Origin of the sequence: Rhizobium atlanticum, from assembly GCF_030182485.1 — a bacterium.
Classification (GTDB): domain Bacteria; phylum Pseudomonadota; class Alphaproteobacteria; order Rhizobiales; family Rhizobiaceae; genus Rhizobium.
Map to the genome: position 1 here is coordinate 122,263 of NZ_JAQJCJ010000001.1, position 19,334 is coordinate 141,596.

General features: G+C 60.7%; 17 protein-coding genes and 2 pseudogenes. 8 read left to right on the forward strand and 11 right to left on the reverse strand.

Annotated elements, in window-relative coordinates; genetic code table 11:
* Positions 1-3 precede the first annotated feature (3 nt).
* Genes PH551_RS00600 through PH551_RS00610 form a run of 3 tightly spaced genes read right to left on the reverse strand, consistent with a single transcriptional unit; the run spans position 4 to position 4,337 of the window.
* Entirely contained in the window at positions 4-1,146 is a 1,143-nt protein-coding gene (locus tag PH551_RS00600) for a PQQ-dependent sugar dehydrogenase (protein ID WP_285191459.1), read from the reverse strand.
* A gap of 58 nt (positions 1,147-1,204) precedes the next feature.
* Entirely contained in the window at positions 1,205-1,966 is a 762-nt protein-coding gene (locus PH551_RS00605) for a class GN sortase (RefSeq protein WP_285191460.1), read from the reverse strand.
* The gene (locus PH551_RS00610; RefSeq protein WP_285191461.1) at positions 1,956-4,337 is read right to left on the reverse strand and encodes a marine proteobacterial sortase target protein; all 2,382 of its coding nucleotides are present in this window, start codon (positions 4,335-4,337) and stop codon (positions 1,956-1,958) included. The genes PH551_RS00605 and PH551_RS00610 overlap by 11 nt, the downstream gene beginning before the upstream one ends.
* Before the next feature lie 517 nt (positions 4,338-4,854).
* On the opposite strand from PH551_RS00610, the gene PH551_RS00615 reads away from it, so the two are divergent.
* The 5 genes and pseudogenes from PH551_RS00615 (at position 4,855) to PH551_RS00635 (ending at position 9,223) form a co-directional block, all read left to right on the forward strand.
* Positions 4,855-6,057 (forward strand): pyridoxal phosphate-dependent aminotransferase, encoded by a 1,203-nt coding sequence (locus PH551_RS00615; protein WP_285191462.1) that lies wholly within the window; start codon positions 4,855-4,857, stop codon positions 6,055-6,057.
* 100 nt (positions 6,058-6,157) lie between these two features.
* Positions 6,158-6,244, forward strand: a pseudogene (locus tag PH551_RS33010) (type II toxin-antitoxin system Phd/YefM family antitoxin); the annotation flags it as partial.
* A 393-nt stretch (positions 6,245-6,637) separates the two neighbouring features.
* Positions 6,638-7,543, forward strand: a complete 906-nt coding sequence (locus PH551_RS00625) for a glycosyltransferase family 8 protein (protein WP_285191464.1) — start codon at positions 6,638-6,640, stop codon at positions 7,541-7,543.
* A 47-nt stretch (positions 7,544-7,590) separates the two neighbouring features.
* Entirely contained in the window at positions 7,591-8,460 is an 870-nt protein-coding gene (locus PH551_RS00630; protein ID WP_285191465.1) for a 3-deoxy-manno-octulosonate cytidylyltransferase, read from the forward strand.
* Positions 8,461-8,533: 73 nt separating this feature from the next.
* The gene (locus PH551_RS00635) at positions 8,534-9,223 is read left to right on the forward strand and encodes a glycosyltransferase family protein (RefSeq protein WP_285191466.1); all 690 of its coding nucleotides are present in this window, start codon (positions 8,534-8,536) and stop codon (positions 9,221-9,223) included.
* Positions 9,224-9,261: 38 nt separating this feature from the next.
* Here the strand turns inward: PH551_RS00635 and PH551_RS00640 are convergent, their stop codons facing one another.
* Positions 9,262-10,359, reverse strand: coding sequence for a calcium:cation antiporter (locus PH551_RS00640; protein WP_285191467.1), 1,098 nt, complete (start codon positions 10,357-10,359; stop codon positions 9,262-9,264).
* A 229-nt stretch (positions 10,360-10,588) separates the two neighbouring features.
* Between PH551_RS00640 and PH551_RS00645 the strand changes: the two genes are divergently transcribed.
* Complete coding sequence (locus tag PH551_RS00645; RefSeq protein ID WP_085778883.1) at positions 10,589-10,882, forward strand: DUF2188 domain-containing protein; 294 nt, start codon at positions 10,589-10,591, stop codon at positions 10,880-10,882.
* Between the two features lie 98 nt (positions 10,883-10,980).
* Here the strand turns inward: PH551_RS00645 and PH551_RS00650 are convergent.
* Together PH551_RS00650 and PH551_RS00655 are read right to left on the reverse strand one after the other, a co-directional pair.
* Positions 10,981-11,473 (reverse strand): annotated as a pseudogene (locus PH551_RS00650) (GrpB family protein).
* A gap of 60 nt (positions 11,474-11,533) precedes the next feature.
* Positions 11,534-12,436 carry a LysR family transcriptional regulator gene (locus PH551_RS00655; protein ID WP_285191468.1) on the reverse strand — a complete coding sequence of 301 codons (903 nt, stop codon included), beginning with the start codon at positions 12,434-12,436 and terminating at the stop codon, positions 11,534-11,536.
* A 94-nt stretch (positions 12,437-12,530) separates the two neighbouring features.
* Between PH551_RS00655 and PH551_RS00660 the strand changes: the two genes are divergently transcribed.
* Positions 12,531-13,553 carry an NAD-dependent epimerase/dehydratase family protein gene (locus PH551_RS00660; protein WP_285191469.1) on the forward strand — a complete coding sequence of 341 codons (1,023 nt, stop codon included), beginning with the start codon at positions 12,531-12,533 and terminating at the stop codon, positions 13,551-13,553.
* Here PH551_RS00660 and PH551_RS00665 read toward each other — a convergent pair.
* The 5 genes from PH551_RS00665 to trxB all read right to left on the reverse strand — a co-directional run bounded on the left by PH551_RS00665 (position 13,550) and on the right by trxB (position 18,633).
* On the reverse strand, positions 13,550-14,350 hold the full coding sequence (locus PH551_RS00665; protein ID WP_285191470.1) for an aminoglycoside phosphotransferase family protein: 801 nt from the start codon (positions 14,348-14,350) through the stop codon (positions 13,550-13,552). The genes PH551_RS00660 and PH551_RS00665 overlap by 4 nt on opposite strands.
* A 270-nt stretch (positions 14,351-14,620) precedes the next feature.
* Entirely contained in the window at positions 14,621-15,745 is a 1,125-nt protein-coding gene (locus PH551_RS00670; protein WP_285191471.1) for an alkene reductase, read from the reverse strand.
* 147 nt (positions 15,746-15,892) lie between these two features.
* Entirely contained in the window at positions 15,893-16,186 is a 294-nt protein-coding gene (locus tag PH551_RS00675; protein ID WP_097596912.1) for an ArsR/SmtB family transcription factor, read from the reverse strand.
* 553 nt (positions 16,187-16,739) lie between these two features.
* Positions 16,740-17,636 carry a LysR family transcriptional regulator VtlR gene (locus tag PH551_RS00680; RefSeq protein ID WP_285191472.1) on the reverse strand — a complete coding sequence of 299 codons (897 nt, stop codon included), beginning with the start codon at positions 17,634-17,636 and terminating at the stop codon, positions 16,740-16,742.
* A 22-nt stretch (positions 17,637-17,658) separates the two neighbouring features.
* Entirely contained in the window at positions 17,659-18,633 is a 975-nt protein-coding gene (trxB, locus tag PH551_RS00685) for a thioredoxin-disulfide reductase (RefSeq protein WP_285191473.1), read from the reverse strand.
* A 231-nt stretch (positions 18,634-18,864) separates the two neighbouring features.
* Between trxB and PH551_RS00690 the strand changes: the two genes are divergently transcribed.
* Positions 18,865-19,332: an Lrp/AsnC family transcriptional regulator gene (locus tag PH551_RS00690; RefSeq protein WP_285191474.1), complete on the forward strand. Its 468-nt coding sequence runs from the start codon at positions 18,865-18,867 to the stop codon at positions 19,330-19,332.
* The last annotated feature ends 2 nt before the right edge of the window (positions 19,333-19,334 follow it).

Consider the following 19,334-nt stretch of genomic DNA (forward strand, 5'->3'; position numbering starts at 1 on the left):
CGCTCAACCGTTGTTGGCCTGAGCGCGCGAGACCCTGAGCAGCGCGCCGTCGTCCTCGTCCGTCAGCATCAGCAGCGCGCCGTCGGGCGCTACAATGACGTCGCGAATGCGGCCGTAGTCGCCCTCGAACAAGCGCTCCTCGGCGATGAAGGCGCCGCTCTCGTCGCGCTGCATGCGCGAGAGCAGCTGGAATTTCAGCGCCGCGACGAGGAAGTCGCCGTCCCATTCCGGGAACATGGCGCCGCGATAGACAGCGAGCGCGCCGGGCGCGATCGAAGGATCCCAATAGTGCAGCGGCTGCTCCAGCCCTTTTTTGGCGGTGCCTTCGCCGATCTCGGCGCCTGAATAGTCACGGCCGTAGGTGATGATCGGCCAACCATAATTCTTGCCCGCTTCGATCTGATTGATTTCGTCGCCGCCGCGTGCGCCATGTTCGACGGTGTAGAGGTTGCCGTCCTTCGCATCGAAGGTGATGCCTTGCGGGTTGCGGTGGCCCTTCGACCAGATCTCCGGCAGCGCCTTGCCGCCGTCCTTGAACGGATTGTCGGCGGGGATGCTGCCGTCGGCATTGATGTGGACGATCGAGCCGGCATCGTCCTGCCAATCCTGCGAGCGGTCGCGGTCGCCGCGGTCGCCGACGCTGATGAACAGCGTGCCATCGCGGGCGATCGCGATGCGCGCGCCATATTGGATGTTGCCTGACGTGAAGCGCCGCATGGTGAAGATGGGCGTAACCGCCTGAAGCCTCTTTTCGTCGGGAGACAGCGTTGCGCTGAAGGCCTCGGTGCCGGAGCCCTGCCTGTTGGCGATGGCGGCGGTGAAATAGAGTTTTCTGCTCTTGGCAAAATCCGGGGCAAGCGCCACGTCCATAAGACCGCCCTGGCCGCGGGCATTGACCTTGGGCACGTTGCCGATCGGCTCGGAAGGCTTGCCATTGCGGATGATACGTATGCGGCCCGGCCGCTCGGTGACGAGATAGGCGCCGTCGGGCAATACTTCGACCGCCCAGGGGTGTTCGAGACCATCGGCCAGTTTTTCGACGCGAACCGTAGGACCCTGCGTGTTGACGCTATTGGCCGCATTGGTCGATGTGGCGCCAAACAGAATCAGCGTCGCGGCGAAATGGAAGGCGGATATTCTCGTCATTTGCTTCCCCTCGTCTCTCCATCCGGAACGTGGAGTGGGCAGGGCAGAGCTTCAAGCCTCAGTCTGTCTGTAATAACGGCTTTGTGTTTGCCGGGTGAACGGAGCCGGTCGCGTTACCATCGACCAGTTCGGCTTCGAGGATGTAGCGCAGCGGCCCGCGTTCGGTCGCATCGAAGGGCCAGCAGGTGGCTAGTACGAGGTGTCGGCCATCGGAGGCGGGGTCGATGCCGCTCGCGTCCCAGGGGGCAATGCGGCCTTGGCCGGCCTTGAAGGTCAATAGCTTACCGTCGCGGCGGGTAACTTCGATCGTATCGCCCGGCCTTATATACTGCAGCCAGCGAAAATGGGTATCGCGATGGGCGGCGATGACGGAGGTGCCCTCGTCGCCCGGCTGCGGTGTATTGGCGAGCCAGGCCGGGCCGAAGGCGAGCGCCTCGCCGGATGCGCCGGAAAGCACGATCGCGTCCTTGCCGAGGCGCGGCGCACGCACCCTGGCCATCGTGGTGAAATCGGCCCAGGGCCAGGGTTTCGTCTCCTTGCCGCTCAGTTCGGCGGCAAAGGCACGCTTCAGCAGGATTTGCGAGATTTCCGCCTTCGCCTTCAGCAGGAAGCCGTCGCCGATCAGCGCCAAGCCGTAAAAGGCAAGACCGGCAATGGCGAAGGCGATCGTCTTTTCGATCGGCGAAAGACGCCAGAGGAAGAAACCCTTTCTCCTCCGTGCCTTCGGCATGTCGTGGGCCGTGGCGGCGGCCATGGCGAGTTCCAGATAGGTCGGAAGCGGCTCGAATTCGACCGCTTCCTGATTGTTGCTAGAAACCATTGCGCTTGGCTCCGGCCATGATGAGACCCTTCAGGCGGCGGCGCCAGATGGCGAGCCCGCTCGCCGCCGCCAGGGCCAGCAGCAGCATGGTCAGCCCGCGCATGATCTGCTCGTCGGCGCGCGTCGCCGTCTGCGGCAGGTTCACGGTTGAACTCTTCAGTGCGATCAGCGTGGCGGCTTTCGCCGTTGGTGCAGCAGCCATCAGGTTGGCGATCTCTGGCGACGCGGCGAAAGCCTGTGTTGCGGCTGCGGCCTCTCGCGGTTCGGCGCTTCCATCAAGCGCAGCCGCGCCGTGGCGCTCTGCGCCGCCGGGTGGGACAGAATTTTCGCCGAAAACCTTCCTGAAGTCCCAGCCCTCGGGCAGGTTGAGCGGCAGCTTCGCCGAGCCGAGCGGCTCGTTTGCCGGACGCGACGGCGTGACGTCCACGGCGACCAGGCTGGTGACGCGCGAGACGAGGTGGTGGGCAAGCGCCACCGTTTCGATGTCCTTGTCGAGCGCGGCGGGATCCTGGCGCTCATAGGCGCGGGCCTCGAAATCGTCGATCTTGCGTCGCGCCCAGAGCCTGGAAATGCCGTTGCCGTCTGCGGCATTGGCGATATCCATCTCGACGCGCCAGGGCTGGTTGGCTGTCTTGCCGACGATCTGCAGCTCTCCGGCAGCCTTGTCCTGCGGCAGTTCCGCTGTCAGAACCACAGGCTCGCCGCTATAGAGGTCGGGCATCGGGTTCGGCGTGATATCCTCGGCTTCGATGCCTTCGAAGGCCGCGGCGATATCGGTCATGGCGGGGTTCTGCAGCTTGGCGAAGAGTTCGCTCATGCGGCTTGCCACCTGATCGGTCGAGCCGATCTGGGTGAAGGTGCCGCGGCCGACCTCGGCGGCTTTGGTCATGAAATAAGTGTTCGGCGCCGAGCCGATGCCGACGGTGAAGACGCGGGCATCGCCGCGGCTCGCGGTGATTTCCTGGAAGAGCTGCTGTTCGTTGCCGATCGCGCCATCCGTCAGGAATACGACCTGGCGCAGCGCTCCGCTTGCGATCGGGCCTTGGTTGCGCAGCGCGTCCTCGAGCGCCGGCAGCATTTCCGTGCCGCCATCGGCGTTCAGGCTCCTGATATAAGCGATGGCCTTTTCGCGGTTATCGGGGGTGGCGGCGACGAGGCCGTTGAAATAATCGGTCATCGTATCGTCGAAACGGATGACGTTGAAGCGGTCCTCGGGGTTGAGCCGGGAGATGGCAAGCGCCAGGCTCTGTCTTGCTTGTTCGATCGACTGGCCGGACATGGAGCCGGAATTGTCGATGACGAAGACCACCTCGCGTTTCGGCGGCGCCGCCGCATCCGGTGCCGTGGGCGGGGTGACGAAAGCGAGCAGGTAGGTCTTGCCATCAATGACTTCGCGGAAGAGGCCGGCGCTCGGCATCTTGCCGGGGGCTGCCTTCCAGGTGAGCTCGAAATCCTTGTCGGCGGGTACAGCATCGCCGTTCAGGCTGATCGTCCTTGCCTGGTCGCCGTCCTGCCGGATATCGACCTCGTGGAAGGACGACTTCACGTCACCGAGCGGGAAGCCGGCCTTGAGATTGACGGTTAGCGAGATCGGATTGATTTTGGCATTCTCGCGCGGACCGAGCACCGGGGCTTCGATCTTCTCACGATTTTCCACCGGGTCGCTCGGCGTTGCGAAGCCGGCGCCGTTGTTGAACTCGACGGTTTGGACGATCGGCGCCGGATTATAGCGCGGCGCGACGACCATCGGGAAACGCAGCGAGAATTCACCGCCGGACTGATGGACCGTTTGCTGATATTCGATCTGCACGACGATCTCTTCACCGGGGCCGATATTGGCGACCTGATTGGTGAAGATGTTCGGCCGCTGCTGTTCGAGCAGCGCCGTCTTCTTGCCCTCGGCCTTGGCCTGCTCATAGATCTCGCGGGCTTCCTGGCGCGGCTTGATCTGGCCTTCGATGAAGCGTTCGCCGATCTGCATCTTCAGCGCGTCAACGGCCGAATTGTCGGGCAGCGGGAAGACGTAGGTGCCCTCGACCCAGCCCTGGCTCGGGTTCTGGAAGCGCTGGGTCACCTTCACCCTGGCGATCGGGCCGGAGACATCGATTGCTACGTCGGTCTTCAGCCGCGGCGCTTCGACATAAAAGCCCGGTTCCTTCGAAGGAAAGAGCAGCGAACCGCTATTGACGTCGTTCGGCCGCACAAAGGCCGCGAGCTGACCGGATGCCTGCCGCGTCTCGGCGCGGGCGGCGGAGGCAAGTCCCAGCATCGCGGCGATGCAGGCGACAAAGGCGGTGATGGCGACAAGACATGACATGGAGATTCGGCGCATGCGCATGCGCCCGATGGCGAACTCATCTTCCAGAAACATTGGCCTACCCTCAATAACCAATTTTGGATGAGCGAATGATGCAGCTTCGATCTCGGCGCCCTCGCGACCGAATTGCGGCGGCGGGCCGCATTTGTTACGGCTTATTCGTGGCGGCAGGATCGCCGTACCGAGGCTCAGGTAGTTGCGGCGAGCGATGTCCTGGCCTGTCGTCTCTACTGATATTGCCGAGCTTCGCCTGGTTCAATTCCCGGACGTCCGTCATTTCTAACCGTGCCCTCCCTGACGCCCGATACGCGCCGGCATCGGATCGGGAGGAAGATTAGGCTGAGCTAAATCCCGCCGCAAGCGCGCTTGGCTGCGGAGCGCTTCGACCGTGCGCCGCAAGCCGCGCCGAAATGGAGAGCGGGTCGGTTTGCCAGTGCGGCAAAACGATCAATAAGAATCATTGCCGCCATCACGCCTTTGCGCTTGAAATGCCGTCATACATTGGACATAGAGCTAACCGCAGAACTCCGGTCCCGGCTTTCTGCCCGTTTCAACCAATAGGACCGATATCATGGCCTTCCTTGCCGATGCTCTTTCCCGTGTGAAGCCTTCAGCCACCATCGCCGTCTCCCAGAAAGCGCGTGAGCTGAAAGCGAAAGGACGCGACGTCATTGGCCTCGGCGCAGGCGAGCCGGATTTCGATACGCCAGACAATATCAAGACAGCTGCCATCGACGCGATCAACCGTGGCGAGACGAAGTATACGCCGGTTTCCGGCATCCCTGAGCTGCGCAAGGCGATCGCCGCCAAGTTCAAGCGCGAGAACGGCCTTGAATATTCCTGGGAACAGACGATCGTTGGCACCGGCGGCAAGCAGATCCTGTTCAACGCCTTCATGGCGACTCTGAACCCGGGCGATGAGGTCGTCATTCCGGCGCCCTACTGGGTGTCCTATCCGGAGATGGTGGCGCTCTGCGGCGGCACGCCGGTGTTCGTTTCGGCTACCCAGGAGCATAACTTCAAACTCCAGCCTGCCGATCTCGAAAAGGCGATCACCCCGAAGACGAAGTGGTTCATTTTCAACTCGCCGTCCAACCCGACGGGCGCGGCCTATACGCATGCCGAGCTGAAGGCCCTGACCGATGTGCTGATGAAGCATCCGCATGTCTGGGTGCTGACCGACGACATGTACGAGCACCTGACCTATGGCGACTTCAAATTCGTCACGCCCGTGGAGGTCGAGCCCAGCCTGTATGACCGCACGCTGACAATGAACGGCGTCTCCAAGGCCTATGCGATGACCGGCTGGCGTATCGGCTATGCCGCAGGCCCGCTCCAGCTCATCAAGGCCATGGACATGATCCAGGGTCAGCAGACCTCGGGTGCCACGTCGATCGCCCAGTGGGCGGCTGTCGAAGCGCTGAACGGCACCCAGGACTTCATCCCGGCGAACAAGAAGATCTTCGAAGGTCGCCGCGACCTCGTCGTCTCCATGCTGAACCAGGCCAAGGGTATCGTCTGCCCAGTGCCGGAAGGCGCCTTCTACGTCTATCCGTCCTGCGCCGGCCTGATCGGCAAAACGGCACCGTCGGGCAAGGTCATCGAGACGGACGAAGATTTCGTTTCCGAGCTTCTGGAATCGGAAGGCGTCGCCGTCGTTCACGGCTCCGCCTTCGGCCTCGGCCCGAATTTCCGCATCTCCTATGCGACATCGGAAGATCTGCTTGAGGAAGCCTGCCGCCGCATCCAGCGCTTCTGCGGCGCTTGCAAGTAAAGTGAACCGCGACAACATCGATTCAAGGCCTGCCGGTGATGGTAGGTCTTTTATTTATCCGGCGTTGATGGTGTAGCTGCATGTGGCTACATTTGGCATCATGAAGACCGTTTCGATCCGTGACGCGAAGAACCGCCTGACCGAGCTTGCCCGCGAGGTCGAGGCAGGCGAGACCATTGTCATCACCGCTTCGCCGTGGCGAAGCGATAAGTGCGTCCGGCGATTCTGAAGTCTTGCAGATTTGCCAGGCAAATCTGCGGGAGGGTTGGCCTAAACGGGCCGGCTGATCGACCGGCCGGCTTAGCCGTAGATCTGGGCTACGACGCGCGCCGGCCGGTCGACCATCCAACTCCGTTTGAGCCAACAGAATGCTGCAATCTGACCAGGAAAGGCTCTAAGCTCACATCCCGATTCAACACGTTGCCGCATTGAATCCGCTTCGCCTCGCAAGTCGTTGAATTCCGATTCAAAAAGGTGACGCGGGGTGCCGGTAGGGCGGGTGATCTGCGGTTGCGGGCGGACGCCAAACCAACTAGATATCCGGCATCAAGTTCAATTTGCCGCTTCGGGGGGCCGGATTTTGCAGCAGAGTGCCGTCATCGTCTGTTCTGACGTTAACATGCTTCCGGCCGCCTGCTGCACTCTGCTTTCCGTCAAGCGCAATCTTACGAATGCCGGTGTAGAGTTCCTGCTTCTCGGCATCGACCTCAAGCCGCACGAGGTCGCGGAGGTCGATAATTTTGGGCGGCTTCACGATATGGCGATCAGGGTGTTGCCCTATAAGACGCCAGATCCCGGCCTCCAGGCGCGAGGCCGCTGGTCCGCCGCCACGCTGGCGCGGCTCTATATGGATCGGGATATACCAGGCCATGTCGAGCGCCTGCTTTATCTCGATGCCGACGTACTGGCGGTTGCGCCGGTCGATGAACTCTTCACCCTTGATTTTCAAGGCAAGGCGCTTGCCGCCGTTGACGACTATGTCATGGCCTTTCCCGAGAAATCAGGCGCGCGCCAGCGCAAGATCGGCATGGGCGAGGGGGGCCGCTACTTCAATGCCGGCGTATTGCTGTTCGACTGGTCGGCTTGCCGGGCGAGGGGGCTCTTCCCCAGAACCCGGGAAATCTTCGAGCAGCGGTCGCACCTGTTCGAGAACAACGACCAGGATGCGCTGAACGTCACTTTCGACGGCGACTGGCTGGTGCTCCATCCGCGCTGGAATACCCAGACGGGCCTGCTGCCTTTCGTTGATCGGCCGGCCATCTTTCATTTTACCGGCCGCAAGAAGCCGTGGCAGGCGAACGTTCCCTGGGTGCACCGGCGGATGGCTAATCGTTATGCCGAAGATCTTCGCAACACAGCCTGGACGTCCTTCTGCAGGCAACCGTCGACGACGGACCGAGTGGCGGGCTTCCTCTCGCATGTGGGAAAGCAGATCGGCGGCTTGACGCGGCTTGCCCGGATGCGCGCCTATTTCAGCAACAGCTAGTCGGGCGGGCCGAGCGCATCGTCTTTGGAAAGTGCATGTGAGCCGATATGGAATCAATCCCCAGCGATAACAAGGCTACGACCGCTCCGGATGGCGGCTTCGATTTCCTGACGCCGGACGCTTGGAAGGCGCTGTTGTCGGGCTACTCCCATATCGTGCTGGTAGCAAATAGCGAGGCGGTCGATCTCGAACGGCTGCGGAGCGAATTGCCGGAGACGGCGCTCTACGTCTTCTTCAACAAGGTCTATAAGGTGCTCGACGCACCCTTCGTCGGCCATTCCATGCTGGTTGCCCGCAGCGACGTGATGGGCGCCCATATCGTCCACAGGCGCGAAACGGGGGATGTCTTGCGCTTTTTTGGCGGCGACGATTTCCTCGGCGTCGTCAATATCCGGGTCTCCGTCGAGGAAAATTTCAGCGAAACGAGCTGCTTCGAAGGCGCTAAAGCCCGTCACCTCGATCTGACGCAAATGCTCGCCGATCTCTATCCGATCGGCAAGATCGCGACGAGCGGCTTTGCGGTCGCGTTGTGGCTCGCCGATCTGCAGTTGCCGGGCAAGATCCTGCTTGCCGGCTTTTCGGCGAAGCGGAGCGAGAAGTGGAAGGTGTTCGACGTTCACGATTGGACATTCGAGCAGATTTTCCTGCGTCTCTTTGCGCGAATGGGTTCGATCTCGATGATGGGCGGCGTCGATGCCAGCCCCTATTCGGCGCTTGCCAAACGGTTTCCCGAGGTGCCGCCGATCGAGATCGCGATGACCGCGGCTGAAGTCTTGTCGGAGCGGCTCGACAATACGAACAGCCAGATCGACAGGCTGATGTCCGTCACTAAATTCATCCGCGCCGTCGATAATTTCTTTCGGCGGTTCAAACCGAAAACCCGCAAGCAGCGTTTTCTCGAAAAGTCGAAGGGATGACTATCGCAGGCCTTAGCTAACAGGCGTGGGTGGCGAAGAAAGCTGTTGCCGATGCTGGCGATCAAGGTGGACAATGGAACAACAGAACGTCCGAATATTTGTGGGATTCGATCCCAAGGAAGTGGTTGCCTACCACGTTCTCGTGCAGAGCATCATCGAGAAGTCGTCGATCCCGGTCGAGTTCTCGCCCATTGCGCTCTCCAATCTTGGCAGGATTTTCACCCGCCAGCGCAACGCGCTGCAATCCACGGAGTTCTCCTTCTCGCGTTTCCTGACGCCATATCTCAGTGGTTATGAGGGCTGGAGCATCTTCATGGATTGCGACATGCTGATGCGTGCCGATATTGCTGAGCTTTGGGCATTGCGCGACGAGCGTTACGCCGTCATGTGCGTCAAACACGATTACCGGCCGAAGATCGACACCAAGTTCCTCGGCCAGACGCAGACCAAGTACGAAAAGAAGAACTGGTCGAGCCTCATCCTCTTCAACAATGACGAATGCCGCGCGCTGACGCCGGAATACGTCAATACCGCGACCGGGCTGCAACTGCATCAGTTCAAATGGCTGGAGAATGAAGACCTCATCGGCGAATTACCGGTGACGTGGAATTACCTCGTCAATGAATACGACTACCGCGAAGATGCCAAGAACGTCCATTTTACCGATGGCGGGCCATATTTCGAGGAATACAAGAACGACGATTACGCCGAGGAATGGTTCGCAGCCCGTGAACGCCTGCTCTTCGCCCAACAGCCTGCCTAAACAGCCTGTTCCGTCCCTTCTCCGCGGGGAGGGAGGCCTCAGAGCCCCAGCGCCGTCAGCATGACGAAGGTGGCGAAGAGGATGAAATGTGTCATGCCCTCGATGGCGTTTGTCTCGCCGTCGTTGAGGTTGATCGCGGCGGCAATCAAGGTGATCGTCACCATCACCGTCTGCACCGGGGTCATCGCCATGATGAAGGGCTGGCCGGTATAGAGTGCGATCGCCTCCATCACGGGCACCGTCAGGATCACCGTCGATAGCGAGGCGCCCATGGCGATGTTGACGGTCGCCTGCATTCGATTCTTGAGCGCCGCCCGCAAGGCGGTCAGGATTTCGGGGGCGGCCGAAATCGCCGCGACGACGACGGCCGTGACCGCGATCGGCGTGCCGCTGTCGCGCAGGCCTTCGGTCATGAAGGCCGACATGAATTCCGCCAGCATGCCGATAATGACGACTCCGACGAGAATGGTGGCGATCGAGACGGCCGCCGGTCCGTCGGCGCCGTGTCCGTGGTGACTTTCCTTCTTCAGCTCGGAGCGCGGGTAGCTGTAGCTGAAGAAATAGCTGTGCTGGCCGACCTGCATGCGCAGGAAGAGGCCGTAGAGAGCGATCATCGCGATGATGGTGAAGGCGGAATAATAGTGCCACTTATCGCTCGGCACGAATTCCGGCACGATCATCGAAATGCCCATGGCGGTGAGGATCATCACGCCGTAGGTCTTGCCCGAATTGTCGTTGTAGGGCTGCTCCCCATGCTTGAGGCCGCCGAGGAGAGCTGCGAGACCGAGGATGCCGTTGATATCCAACATCAGGGCCGAGTAGATCGTGTCGCGCACGAGGGTTGGCGAGCTCTCGCCCCTCATCATGATAGCGAGAATGATGACTTCGACGGCGAGGGCTGAAAGTGTCAGGATCATTGTGCCGTAGGGATCACCGACCTTGACGGCGAGCAGTTCGGCATGATGGGCGACGCGGATCGAGGCGAGTACGATGGTGGCGACGAGTGCTGCGGCGGCGACGAGCGCCAAGCCGCGCCCCATTTCCATAACCGCATGCTCCAGAAGGTGGGCGGTCAGCGCGACGACGAGTGCGGTGACCAGGAACTTCTCCTCTTTAAGGCGTGACGCGATGCCCAAATCTCAGCTCCCGTTGCGATTCACGCTTTTAAGTAAGTCACTGATTTCGGATGGGAAGCAAGCGGCGGCACTCTGCTATTTGCAGTCTTGGGCGTTTAATGGAATACTGACGCCCTCGGGGCCGGAAAGCAGATCGCGGCGTCCTCGAATTCTCGTCACGCGGCCGCGATGATCCGGACCCTGTCCGGAAGCATGCGAATGCGCAACAAGATGATGAGGAGACGGATGCATGATCAAGGTGGTCTATGAAGTCGTGCCACATGACGGCGGTTGGGCCTACAGGCTGGGAGGCGTCTATTCCGAGGCATTCCCGACCCATGCCGAGGCGCTCGAAGCTGCGCGCATCGTCGCGGCCGAACAGCAGGTCGGGGGCGATTCCGCCGAGATCAGCTGGCAGGACGAAAACGGCAAATGGCATGAGGAATATGCCGAGGGCGGCGACCGACCGGAAACCGAGGTGGTCGACGGCTTATGGCAGGAGCGTATGGCCGGAGCCTCGCAGAGCGCGGGACGTCAACCCTAAAGCGCGTCGCGATCTTTCAAATTCGCTTGCTGCGTTTTGGGCCTTTGTTTCGCGCATGCCGTTATCGCAAAATCGCGCACACTTTTGCGCGACATGATCTATCCCTTCAATGCCCGCGTGACGATCGTGTCGACAAATTCGCGCTTCGCCGTCCATTCTGAATTCGGCTGCCAGCCTGCGTTTGAGCGCGGCATAATCGGCCGCCGCCTCCGGATGTGCGATGAGATAATCCCGGAAAGCCACCCTGTTTCGATGCGTGCCGTTGCCGGCCGGGCAAAGGTAGACCCGCTCCGCCGGCGACGAATCTCTCGACAAAAATGCCCAAACCTCGTCGTCGTAGCGATTGCCGCGCGGCTCGTAATTTTCCGAGAGAAGCACCTGCGTCGCAGGTTCGATATGCTCCAGACCGGGAAGAACGATGTCGATATCGATGAGCGACTTGGCGGTCATATCAGGTATGGCGGTGCTGCCGACGTGATCAATGGCGAGCGCCTGCGGAAGCAAGGCCAGCAGCCTGGCTCGGATGCGCTGGAAAGCTTCCGGCCATTCCCTGTCATAACTCACGAGTTCAACCGGCTTGTGCATCGTCATCTCCATAGGAGCTGCGAGATTGCCATTGATTCTCACCAAAAATCGATCTCGTTTTTCTACTTACGCGCCGGTCGAGTGATGATGGTAGGCCCGGAGGCCCTCGACCAGCGCGTCGAACGTGGCGCGGCAGCGCGGTGAGGTCTTCAAGCTTTCGTGCATGACCACCCATGTGCCGAGCGGAATTTCGAACGCATCGGGAAGGACATGCACGAGGTCGGGGTTTTCCCGTGCCAGTCCGATCTGGCAGAGACCGATGCCGACGCCAGCGCGGATTGCAGAGAGCTGGGCAAGATTGCTGTCGGTCCTGTAGGCGAATTTGATGCCTTCGGGCGCCGGATAGCGTTTCATCACCATGCGGACGTAGGCCGTCTGCCGGTCGAAGCCGATGAGCCGGTGAGTGGCGAGGTCCGCCATGGTTTGCGGAATGCCATGCCGTTCGAGATACCGTCGGTGGGCGTGGAAGCCGATCGGGAAGTCGCCGATGCGGCGCACGATAAGAGTACGCTGCTGTGGCTCGGCCATGCGCACGGCGATATCGGCCTCGCGATTTACCAGATCTTCAATCGCATCGGATGCCGAGAGCTCGATGTGGAGTTCGGGATAGGCTTCCTGCAGCGGCCCAAGAATCCGAGGCAAGACTTCGACGGCGACGACCTCGCTGGCGCTGACTCTGACCGTTCCGGCTACCTTCTCTCGCTCACCGGATGCCGTGCGCAAAAGGGCAGCGACGGTTGCCGACAGCGTTTCGGCATAGGGTTTCAGCGCCTGTGCGGCGTCGGTCGGCAGGAGGCCGTTCGGCGACCGGATGAAGAGCTCGGCGCCGATCGCCTGTTCCAGAGCATCGACATGACGGCCTATGGTCGGCTGGGTCAGCCCCAGTTCGCGCGCAGCCGCCGAAAGCGACCCCTGCTGGAGCACGGTCAGGAAACTGCGGTAGAAATCCCAGCTTGGTTCGAGCGTCATATTTTTTTGTATAGCTAAGCCAAGTATTTCGTCAATTTCGTTTATCTGGAAGCAGGAGCATAGTCATCTCGTGCAATTAAGGGAGATGATTGCGATGAATGGAGAGATGAAGATCACCGCACTGGTTCTCGGCGCGACCGGCGGCATCGGCGGCGCGATCGCGCGCAAGCTTCTGGCCCGTGGCTGGCGCATCAGGGCGCTCAACCGTGACGCCGCCAAGGCGTCGAAGAACGAGCCGGCATTCGAATGGGTGGAGGGTGACGCGATGAATGCCGGCGATGTGCTGGAGGCGGCTGAAGGTGTTGGCCTGATTGTCCACGCGGTCAATCCGCCCGGCTATCGCGATTGGGAAAGGCTGGTGCTGCCGATGCTCGACAATACGATCGCTGCCGCTCGCATCGCCGGTGCCCGCATCGTGCTGCCGGGCAACGTCTATAATTTCGGTCCCGATGCCCTGCAGTCGCCGACGGAGGAAAGCCCGCAGCGTCCCCTTACAAAGAAGGGAGCGATCCGGGTCGAGATGGAAAAGAGACTGAAGGCGGCTGCGCAATCGGGCACCGGTGCCATCATCGTCCGTGCCGGCGATTTCTTCGGTCCGGGCGCAACGGCCAATAGCTGGTTCTCATCGGGGCTGGTGACGCCGGGCAAGCCGATCGGCACCATCAAGAATCCGGGGCGACGCGGCATCGGCCATCAGTGGACCTATCTGCCGGATATGGCGGAAACCATCGCCCAACTCATCGAGCGGGCCGATCGGCTGCCGTCCTTCGCCATCTATCACATGGATGGCTTCTGGGATGCGGATGGCATGCAGATGGCAGAAGCGATCAAGCGTGTCGCCGGCGGCAAGGCGAAGATCAGGCGGTTTCCCTGGTGGATCGTGCCGCTCGCCGCGCCCTTCATTCCGTTGATGCGGGAGATCAACGAGATGCGCTATCTCTGGAAAGTGCCGCTCAGGATGAACAACGCGAAGCTTGTGGCCGAACTTGGCGAGGAGCCGCGCACACCCATCGACGAGGCGGTAAGAGCCTCACTCGTGGCGCTCGGCTGCCTGCCCGAAGCGCATCGTGAGACCGCGGCCGCCTTTATCGGGCATACACTGCAGAAGGCGCCTTAGGCCGCCAGCTCGGCCAGCGCGATGCGCGCGACCGTCAAGGCAGTCTCCGCCTGTTCGATATTGGGGTCGCCAAGAAACCAGGCGGCGGAAAGGCCCGAATAGGCGGCGATCCATTGCAGCAGCCGCTTCGGCTCCAGCCCCGCCTCCGCAGAGACGATGGCGAGCTGGCGGCGAAAGCGGGCGAGGTCGGTGATCGACCGCAATTCCTCGTTGGCGAAGATATTGGCGAAATCGAAACCGCGCTCGCCGTGGAGCCGTTTCGGATCGATCGCCAGCCAACCGCGCTCCTCGAAATCGAGAATGTTGCCGTGGTGGATATCGCCGTGGAGGACGGCGAGATCGCGCGGATCGGCAAGGAGGGCGTTGGCGATCGCAGAGCAATCGGCAAGCGTGCCGCCATGTTTGCCGGCGGCCGGCTCGAGATCACGGAACCAGCGGGTGAGGGGAATGGGATCGGGGAGCGGTCTTTCGCGCGGCGCATGCAGCCGCGCGGCGGTGCGGCAGAGAATGCGGCTCGCTTCGTCGTCTTCTCCGTCCATGGCCATGACAAGCAGGGAGCGTTTCCCGGTTGCCCTTTCCAGCAACACAGCGTCGCCTTCGTGTGCGTAGACATGAGCCGCGCCGTCGCCCTCCCACCACTGCATCAACAGTGCGCCGTATCGTTCGTCGATATCCGTCGCCACTTTCAGCATGGCGGGTCTCTCCTGCCAGAGGACCGGCAGCAGGCGGCTGGAATGGGTGATGATGGGCTCGCCGTCCGATATGAGCGACCAGCGATCAAGGTAGGGAGCAAACATGCATCCTATATAGGGATATTGAACGCAGAAATTCCACCTATCGATGGGATTTCTGCGTTTGCAGACAAAGTCTCTGCCGTCATGCGCGGCCTTGTGCCGAGCATCTGACCACCGCTATTGCTTGACAAGGAAACGCCCGTTTTCCAATCAATTAACTTGACCGGCGCAGATCCTTGGCACATGGCGGAGGATGACGTCGCGGGGTTTGCGACGGTTGTCGGCAGCCTCAGGAAACCCCGCGTTCGGCCCGAATTTCTTGAAGCAGAAACCTCAGGCGACCCTTTCGAGGGCGGGATAGTCGAGGTAGCCCTTGGCGGTGCCGCCGTAGAAGGTCGATTGGTCGGGCGTGTTGAGCGGCAGGTTCTTTGCCAGCCTTTCGACGAGATCGGGATTGGCGATGAAGGGTTTGCCGAAGGCGATCAGATCGGCGCGGCCGCTTTCGGCGGCGTCCATTGCGAGATCGCGGTCATAGCCGTTATTGACCATCCAGCTGGCCTTGCCGCCGGCCTTCTCATAAGCCTGGCGCAGCGCCTTGTAATCGAAGGAGGGGTTGTCGCCCTGCCGGTAATCACGGTCGCCGCCGGTCTGGCCTTCGATGACGTGGATATAGGCGAGGCCGTATCTGGCCAGCCCCTCGACGACATGGGTGAAGGTCGCCTGCGGATTGGAATCGTAGCTTTCGCCAGAGGGCGTTACCGGCGAAATGCGGATTGCGGTGCGGCCTGCGCCGATTTCCTTCACGATCGCATCGACGACCTCGAAGGTGAGGCGGGTGCGGTTTTCGATCGAGCCGCCATATTGGTCGGTGCGGTCGTTGACGCCATCGCGGATGAACTGATCGAGCAGATAACCATTGGCGCCATGGATCTCGACACCGTCGAAGCCTGCATCGATGGCGGCGCGGGCTGCCTTGCGGTAATCCTCGATGATGCCGGGGATTTCGGAAGTTTCGAGCGCACGCGGCTCAGAGGTATCGGCAAAGCTGCCGCTGCCGTCAGCATTGACCAGATAGGTCTTGGCCTTGGCGATACGATTGGTCGAGGAGACCGGCTTGCCGCCGTCCGGCTGCAGCGTCGTGTGCGATATGCGGCCGACATGCCACATCTGGACGACGATCCTGCCGCCGGCTGCGTGGACGGCGTCGGTCACCCGCTTCCAGCCGTCGAGCGCTTCCTTGCTGTAAAGGCCAGGCACGTTGGCGTAACCCTGGCCCTGATGGGTGATCGCGGTCGCTTCGGTGATGATCAGACCCGCGGTGGCGCGCTGGCGGTAATATTCGACATTGAGGTCATTGGGGATAGCACCCGGCGAGCGGTTGCGGGTGAGCGGCGCCATGACGATGCGGTTCTTGACTGAGATGTCGCCAACCTTGGTGGGTTCAAAAAGCTTGGCCATGATGGTCCTTTCTTTTGCGGGAGGATCACTCTGCGGGGCGAGGGCGGCCCGGCCCTTAGCGGAGAGATAGGTGAACGCCGTCGCACCCAGGCTGATGAGGGCCATCAGGGCTGCGGCGAGTGGAACGCGGGTGACGAGAAGGGCATTCTAGAGATCCTGTGTCAGCTGCTTGAGGAAAGCAGCGATCGCTTCTTCGTTGCGCTTGTAGAAGATCCACTGGCCGACGCGTCTGGTGGTGACGAGGCCGGCGCGCTGCAGGGTTCCGAGATGAGCCGAGACGGTGGATTGAGATAGGCCGCAGCGCTCGAACTGGCTGGCGCAGACGCCCATTTCAAAGGGATGCTCCTGCGTGGGGAAATGTTCCTCGGGATTCTTCAGCCAGCTCAGAATGTCCATCCGGGTGGGGTGGGCGAGGGCCTTGATAATCTCGTCTTTGTCCATCGTTGTTTGCCGAACTATAAATCGTGTTTGAACGATATATTGATCGTTGAATGCCGATATGCAAATCACGGACACGTGATGCGGCGGCTTTTGTCGATTGAGCAAATTTTGGGCAAAAAAAGAGGGCCACCGGAAAACCAGGGCCCTTTGAATTGTGAAGGTCAATAACCTCCAGAGGGGAACAGCTAATGCGGTGGAACTGGGAGAGAAACCACGAAATGCATCAGCTGAGTTGGATATGGTGCTTCCTTAGGCAGGTTTCAATGCTTTTTTGTGCATGCCTGCTATGCGCCGCACAATTTTTTTGCGGCGCGGCATTTATCGAGGCGGCAAGGCAAAAAAAGAGGGCCGCTGGAAAACCAGGGCCCTTATAAGTGTGAAGGTTCAAAAACCTCCAGAGGGGAACAGCTAATGCGGTGGAACTGGGAGGAAAAGCCACCATGTGCATCAGCTATGTGCGATATGGTGGTTTAATGGGCAAACGGCAACCCTCATTTGTGCATGCCAGTCATGCGCTCACCGCATAGTATGGAAATCATTCCATAAATCTGGCTTAAAAATTCCAGTTTCTGGCTTTGCTGACAATGAAATCGCGGAAAGCCTTCAACTTGGCGGCATTCTTGATTTCGTCAGGATAGCAAAAATACGTGTCGAACGACGGTACGTCGGCATTGATCGGCAGCTGAATAAGGCCAGGATCGCGGCCAACGATATAGTCCGGCAGGCAGGCAACGCCGATTCCGAGCAGGCAAGCGCGCTTGATCGAAGTCTGGCTGTTGATTTGGAGATGCGGGATCCGCTTGTTGTCGGACGAACGGCCAGCCACTTCGAGCCAGTTGACATCGAGCAGGTAACTCGGCGCCGGTTCGCCGAAGGTGATAATGCGGTGATTGTCGAGGTCCTCGATCTTCTGAGGTTCGCCATGGCGGTTGATGTAGGAAGGTGCTGCATAGACGTGCATGTGCACGGTGAAGAGCTTGCGCTGGATGAGGTCGGACTGCTGCGGTTGACGAAGGCGGATTGCGCAGTCGGCGTGGCGCATGTTCACATCCACTTCCTCATTGTCGAGGATGAGCTGGATCTGCATATCGGGATAAAGCTGCAGGAATTCCTGAATCTTGTCGGTCAGCCAGCCCTGGCCGAGGCCGACAGTCGTGGTGACGCGCAGCTTGCCGGACGGCGTCTCGGTCGTCTCCGTCAACTGCATCTTGACGGTTTCGAGCTTCAGCAGCACGTCATGGGCAGTGCGGTAGAGCAGTTCGCCCTGTTCCGTCAGGATCAGGCCGCGCGCATGGCGGTGAAACAGCTTGGTGCCGACATCCTGCTCCAGCGCGCTCACCTGGCGGCTGATGGCGGATTGGGACAGATGCAGTTTATCAGCCGCATGCGTGAACGAACCCGCCTCGGCAGCTGCGTGGAAGATACGCAGCTTGTCCCAATCCAATGGCATTCCCCCACCCCTCATGCCGGTTTTACTCCGCGGCCACGGCGACGGGCATGTGGCCCGTCAGGTAGCGCTCGGCTTCGAGTGCTGCCATGCATCCCATGCCGGCGGCGGTAATCGCCTGGCGGAACGTATCGTCGGTCACGTCGCCGGCGGCATAGACCCCTTCCAGGCTGGTCGCGGTCGAATCAGGCGCCGTCCAGAGATAGCCATTGTCCTTGAGCTTCAGCTTGCCCTTGAACAGCTCGGTTGCCGGGGCATGACCTATGGCGACGAAGACGCCGTCGACCGGCATTTCGGTGATCGCGCCGGTCCTGACGTCGCGCAGGCGAGCACCGGATACGGATTGCGGCATCGGTGGCTTGGCCGGCGTGCCAGTGATCTCGGCCACTTCGGTGTTCCACAACACCTTGACGTTTTCTTTCGCGAACAGGCGCTCCTGCAGGATCTTTTCGGCGCGGAAAGAATCGCGGCGGTGAACGACGGTTACCGACTTGGCGATGTTGGAGAGGTACAGCGCCTCTTCGACGGCGCTGTTGCCGCCGCCGACCACGATGACATCCTTGTTGCGATAGAAGAAGCCGTCGCAGGTGGCGCAGGCCGAAACGCCGAAGCCCTGGAAATGCTGTTCGCTCTCGATGCCGAGCCACTTGGCCTTGGCGCCGGTGGCGACGATCAGCGTATCGGCGGTCCAGACCTGGCCGCTGTCGGTGCGGGCGAGGAAGGGGCGCTGGTTGGTGTCGACTTCGGTCACTAGATCGTTGACGATCTCGGCGCCGACATGTTTTGCCTGCTGCAGCATCTGGTCCATCAGCCACGGACCCTGGATCGGATCGGCAAAGCCGGGATAGTTCTCGACATCGGTGGTGATCATCAACTGGCCGCCCTGTTCGAGGCCGGCGATCAGAACCGGCTTCAGCATGGCGCGCGCGGCATAGACCGCGGCAGTATAGCCCGCAGGTCCGGAACCGATGATGAGCACCTTTGTGTGGCGGGCGGGCATGTCATTTCCTTTCGACTGGCAGGAGGGCGGCGGCTAAAGTGCGATTACGGCCGTTTCGCGGTCCATGCGCCATTTATGAACGTCCAATGCTTTTATTCAAGGGCAGCCTTGCATTACCAACAAGGCAAATCCCCTTGCTGTGCAAGAATCCGTCATCGGCTTGAAACTTTCTTGCGTATTCCGCCGCTTTATATAGAAGCTCGCCGCGAAGAATTAAAGAAAGGCCATGATGTGGGTCGCACGGAACTCGACGTCATCGACATAAAGATCCTGCGGGAGCTGCAGGCCGACGGCCGCATGACCAATGTCGAACTCGCCGACCGTGTCGGCATATCGGCGCCGCCCTGCCTGCGCCGGGTGCGCAAGCTCGAAGAAGCCGGCATCATCGAGGGCTATCACGCCATGCTGAACAGCCCGAAGCTCGGCTTCGATCTGGTGGCTTTCTGTATGGTCGGCCTCAAACACCAGTCGGAAGGCAACCTCAAGGCGTTTGCCGCCGCCACCACCGAATGGCCGCTGGTGCGCCAGGCCTGGATGGTCTCGGGCGACAGCGATTTTCTGCTGCATTGCGTGGCGGAAAATCTCACCCGTTTCCAGGATTTCGTCATCGAGATTCTGACGGCGAACGAACATGTCGACACCGTACGCACCATGCTGACGATCCGGCAGGTGAAGAAGCTGGGACTGGTCGAAGTCTGACA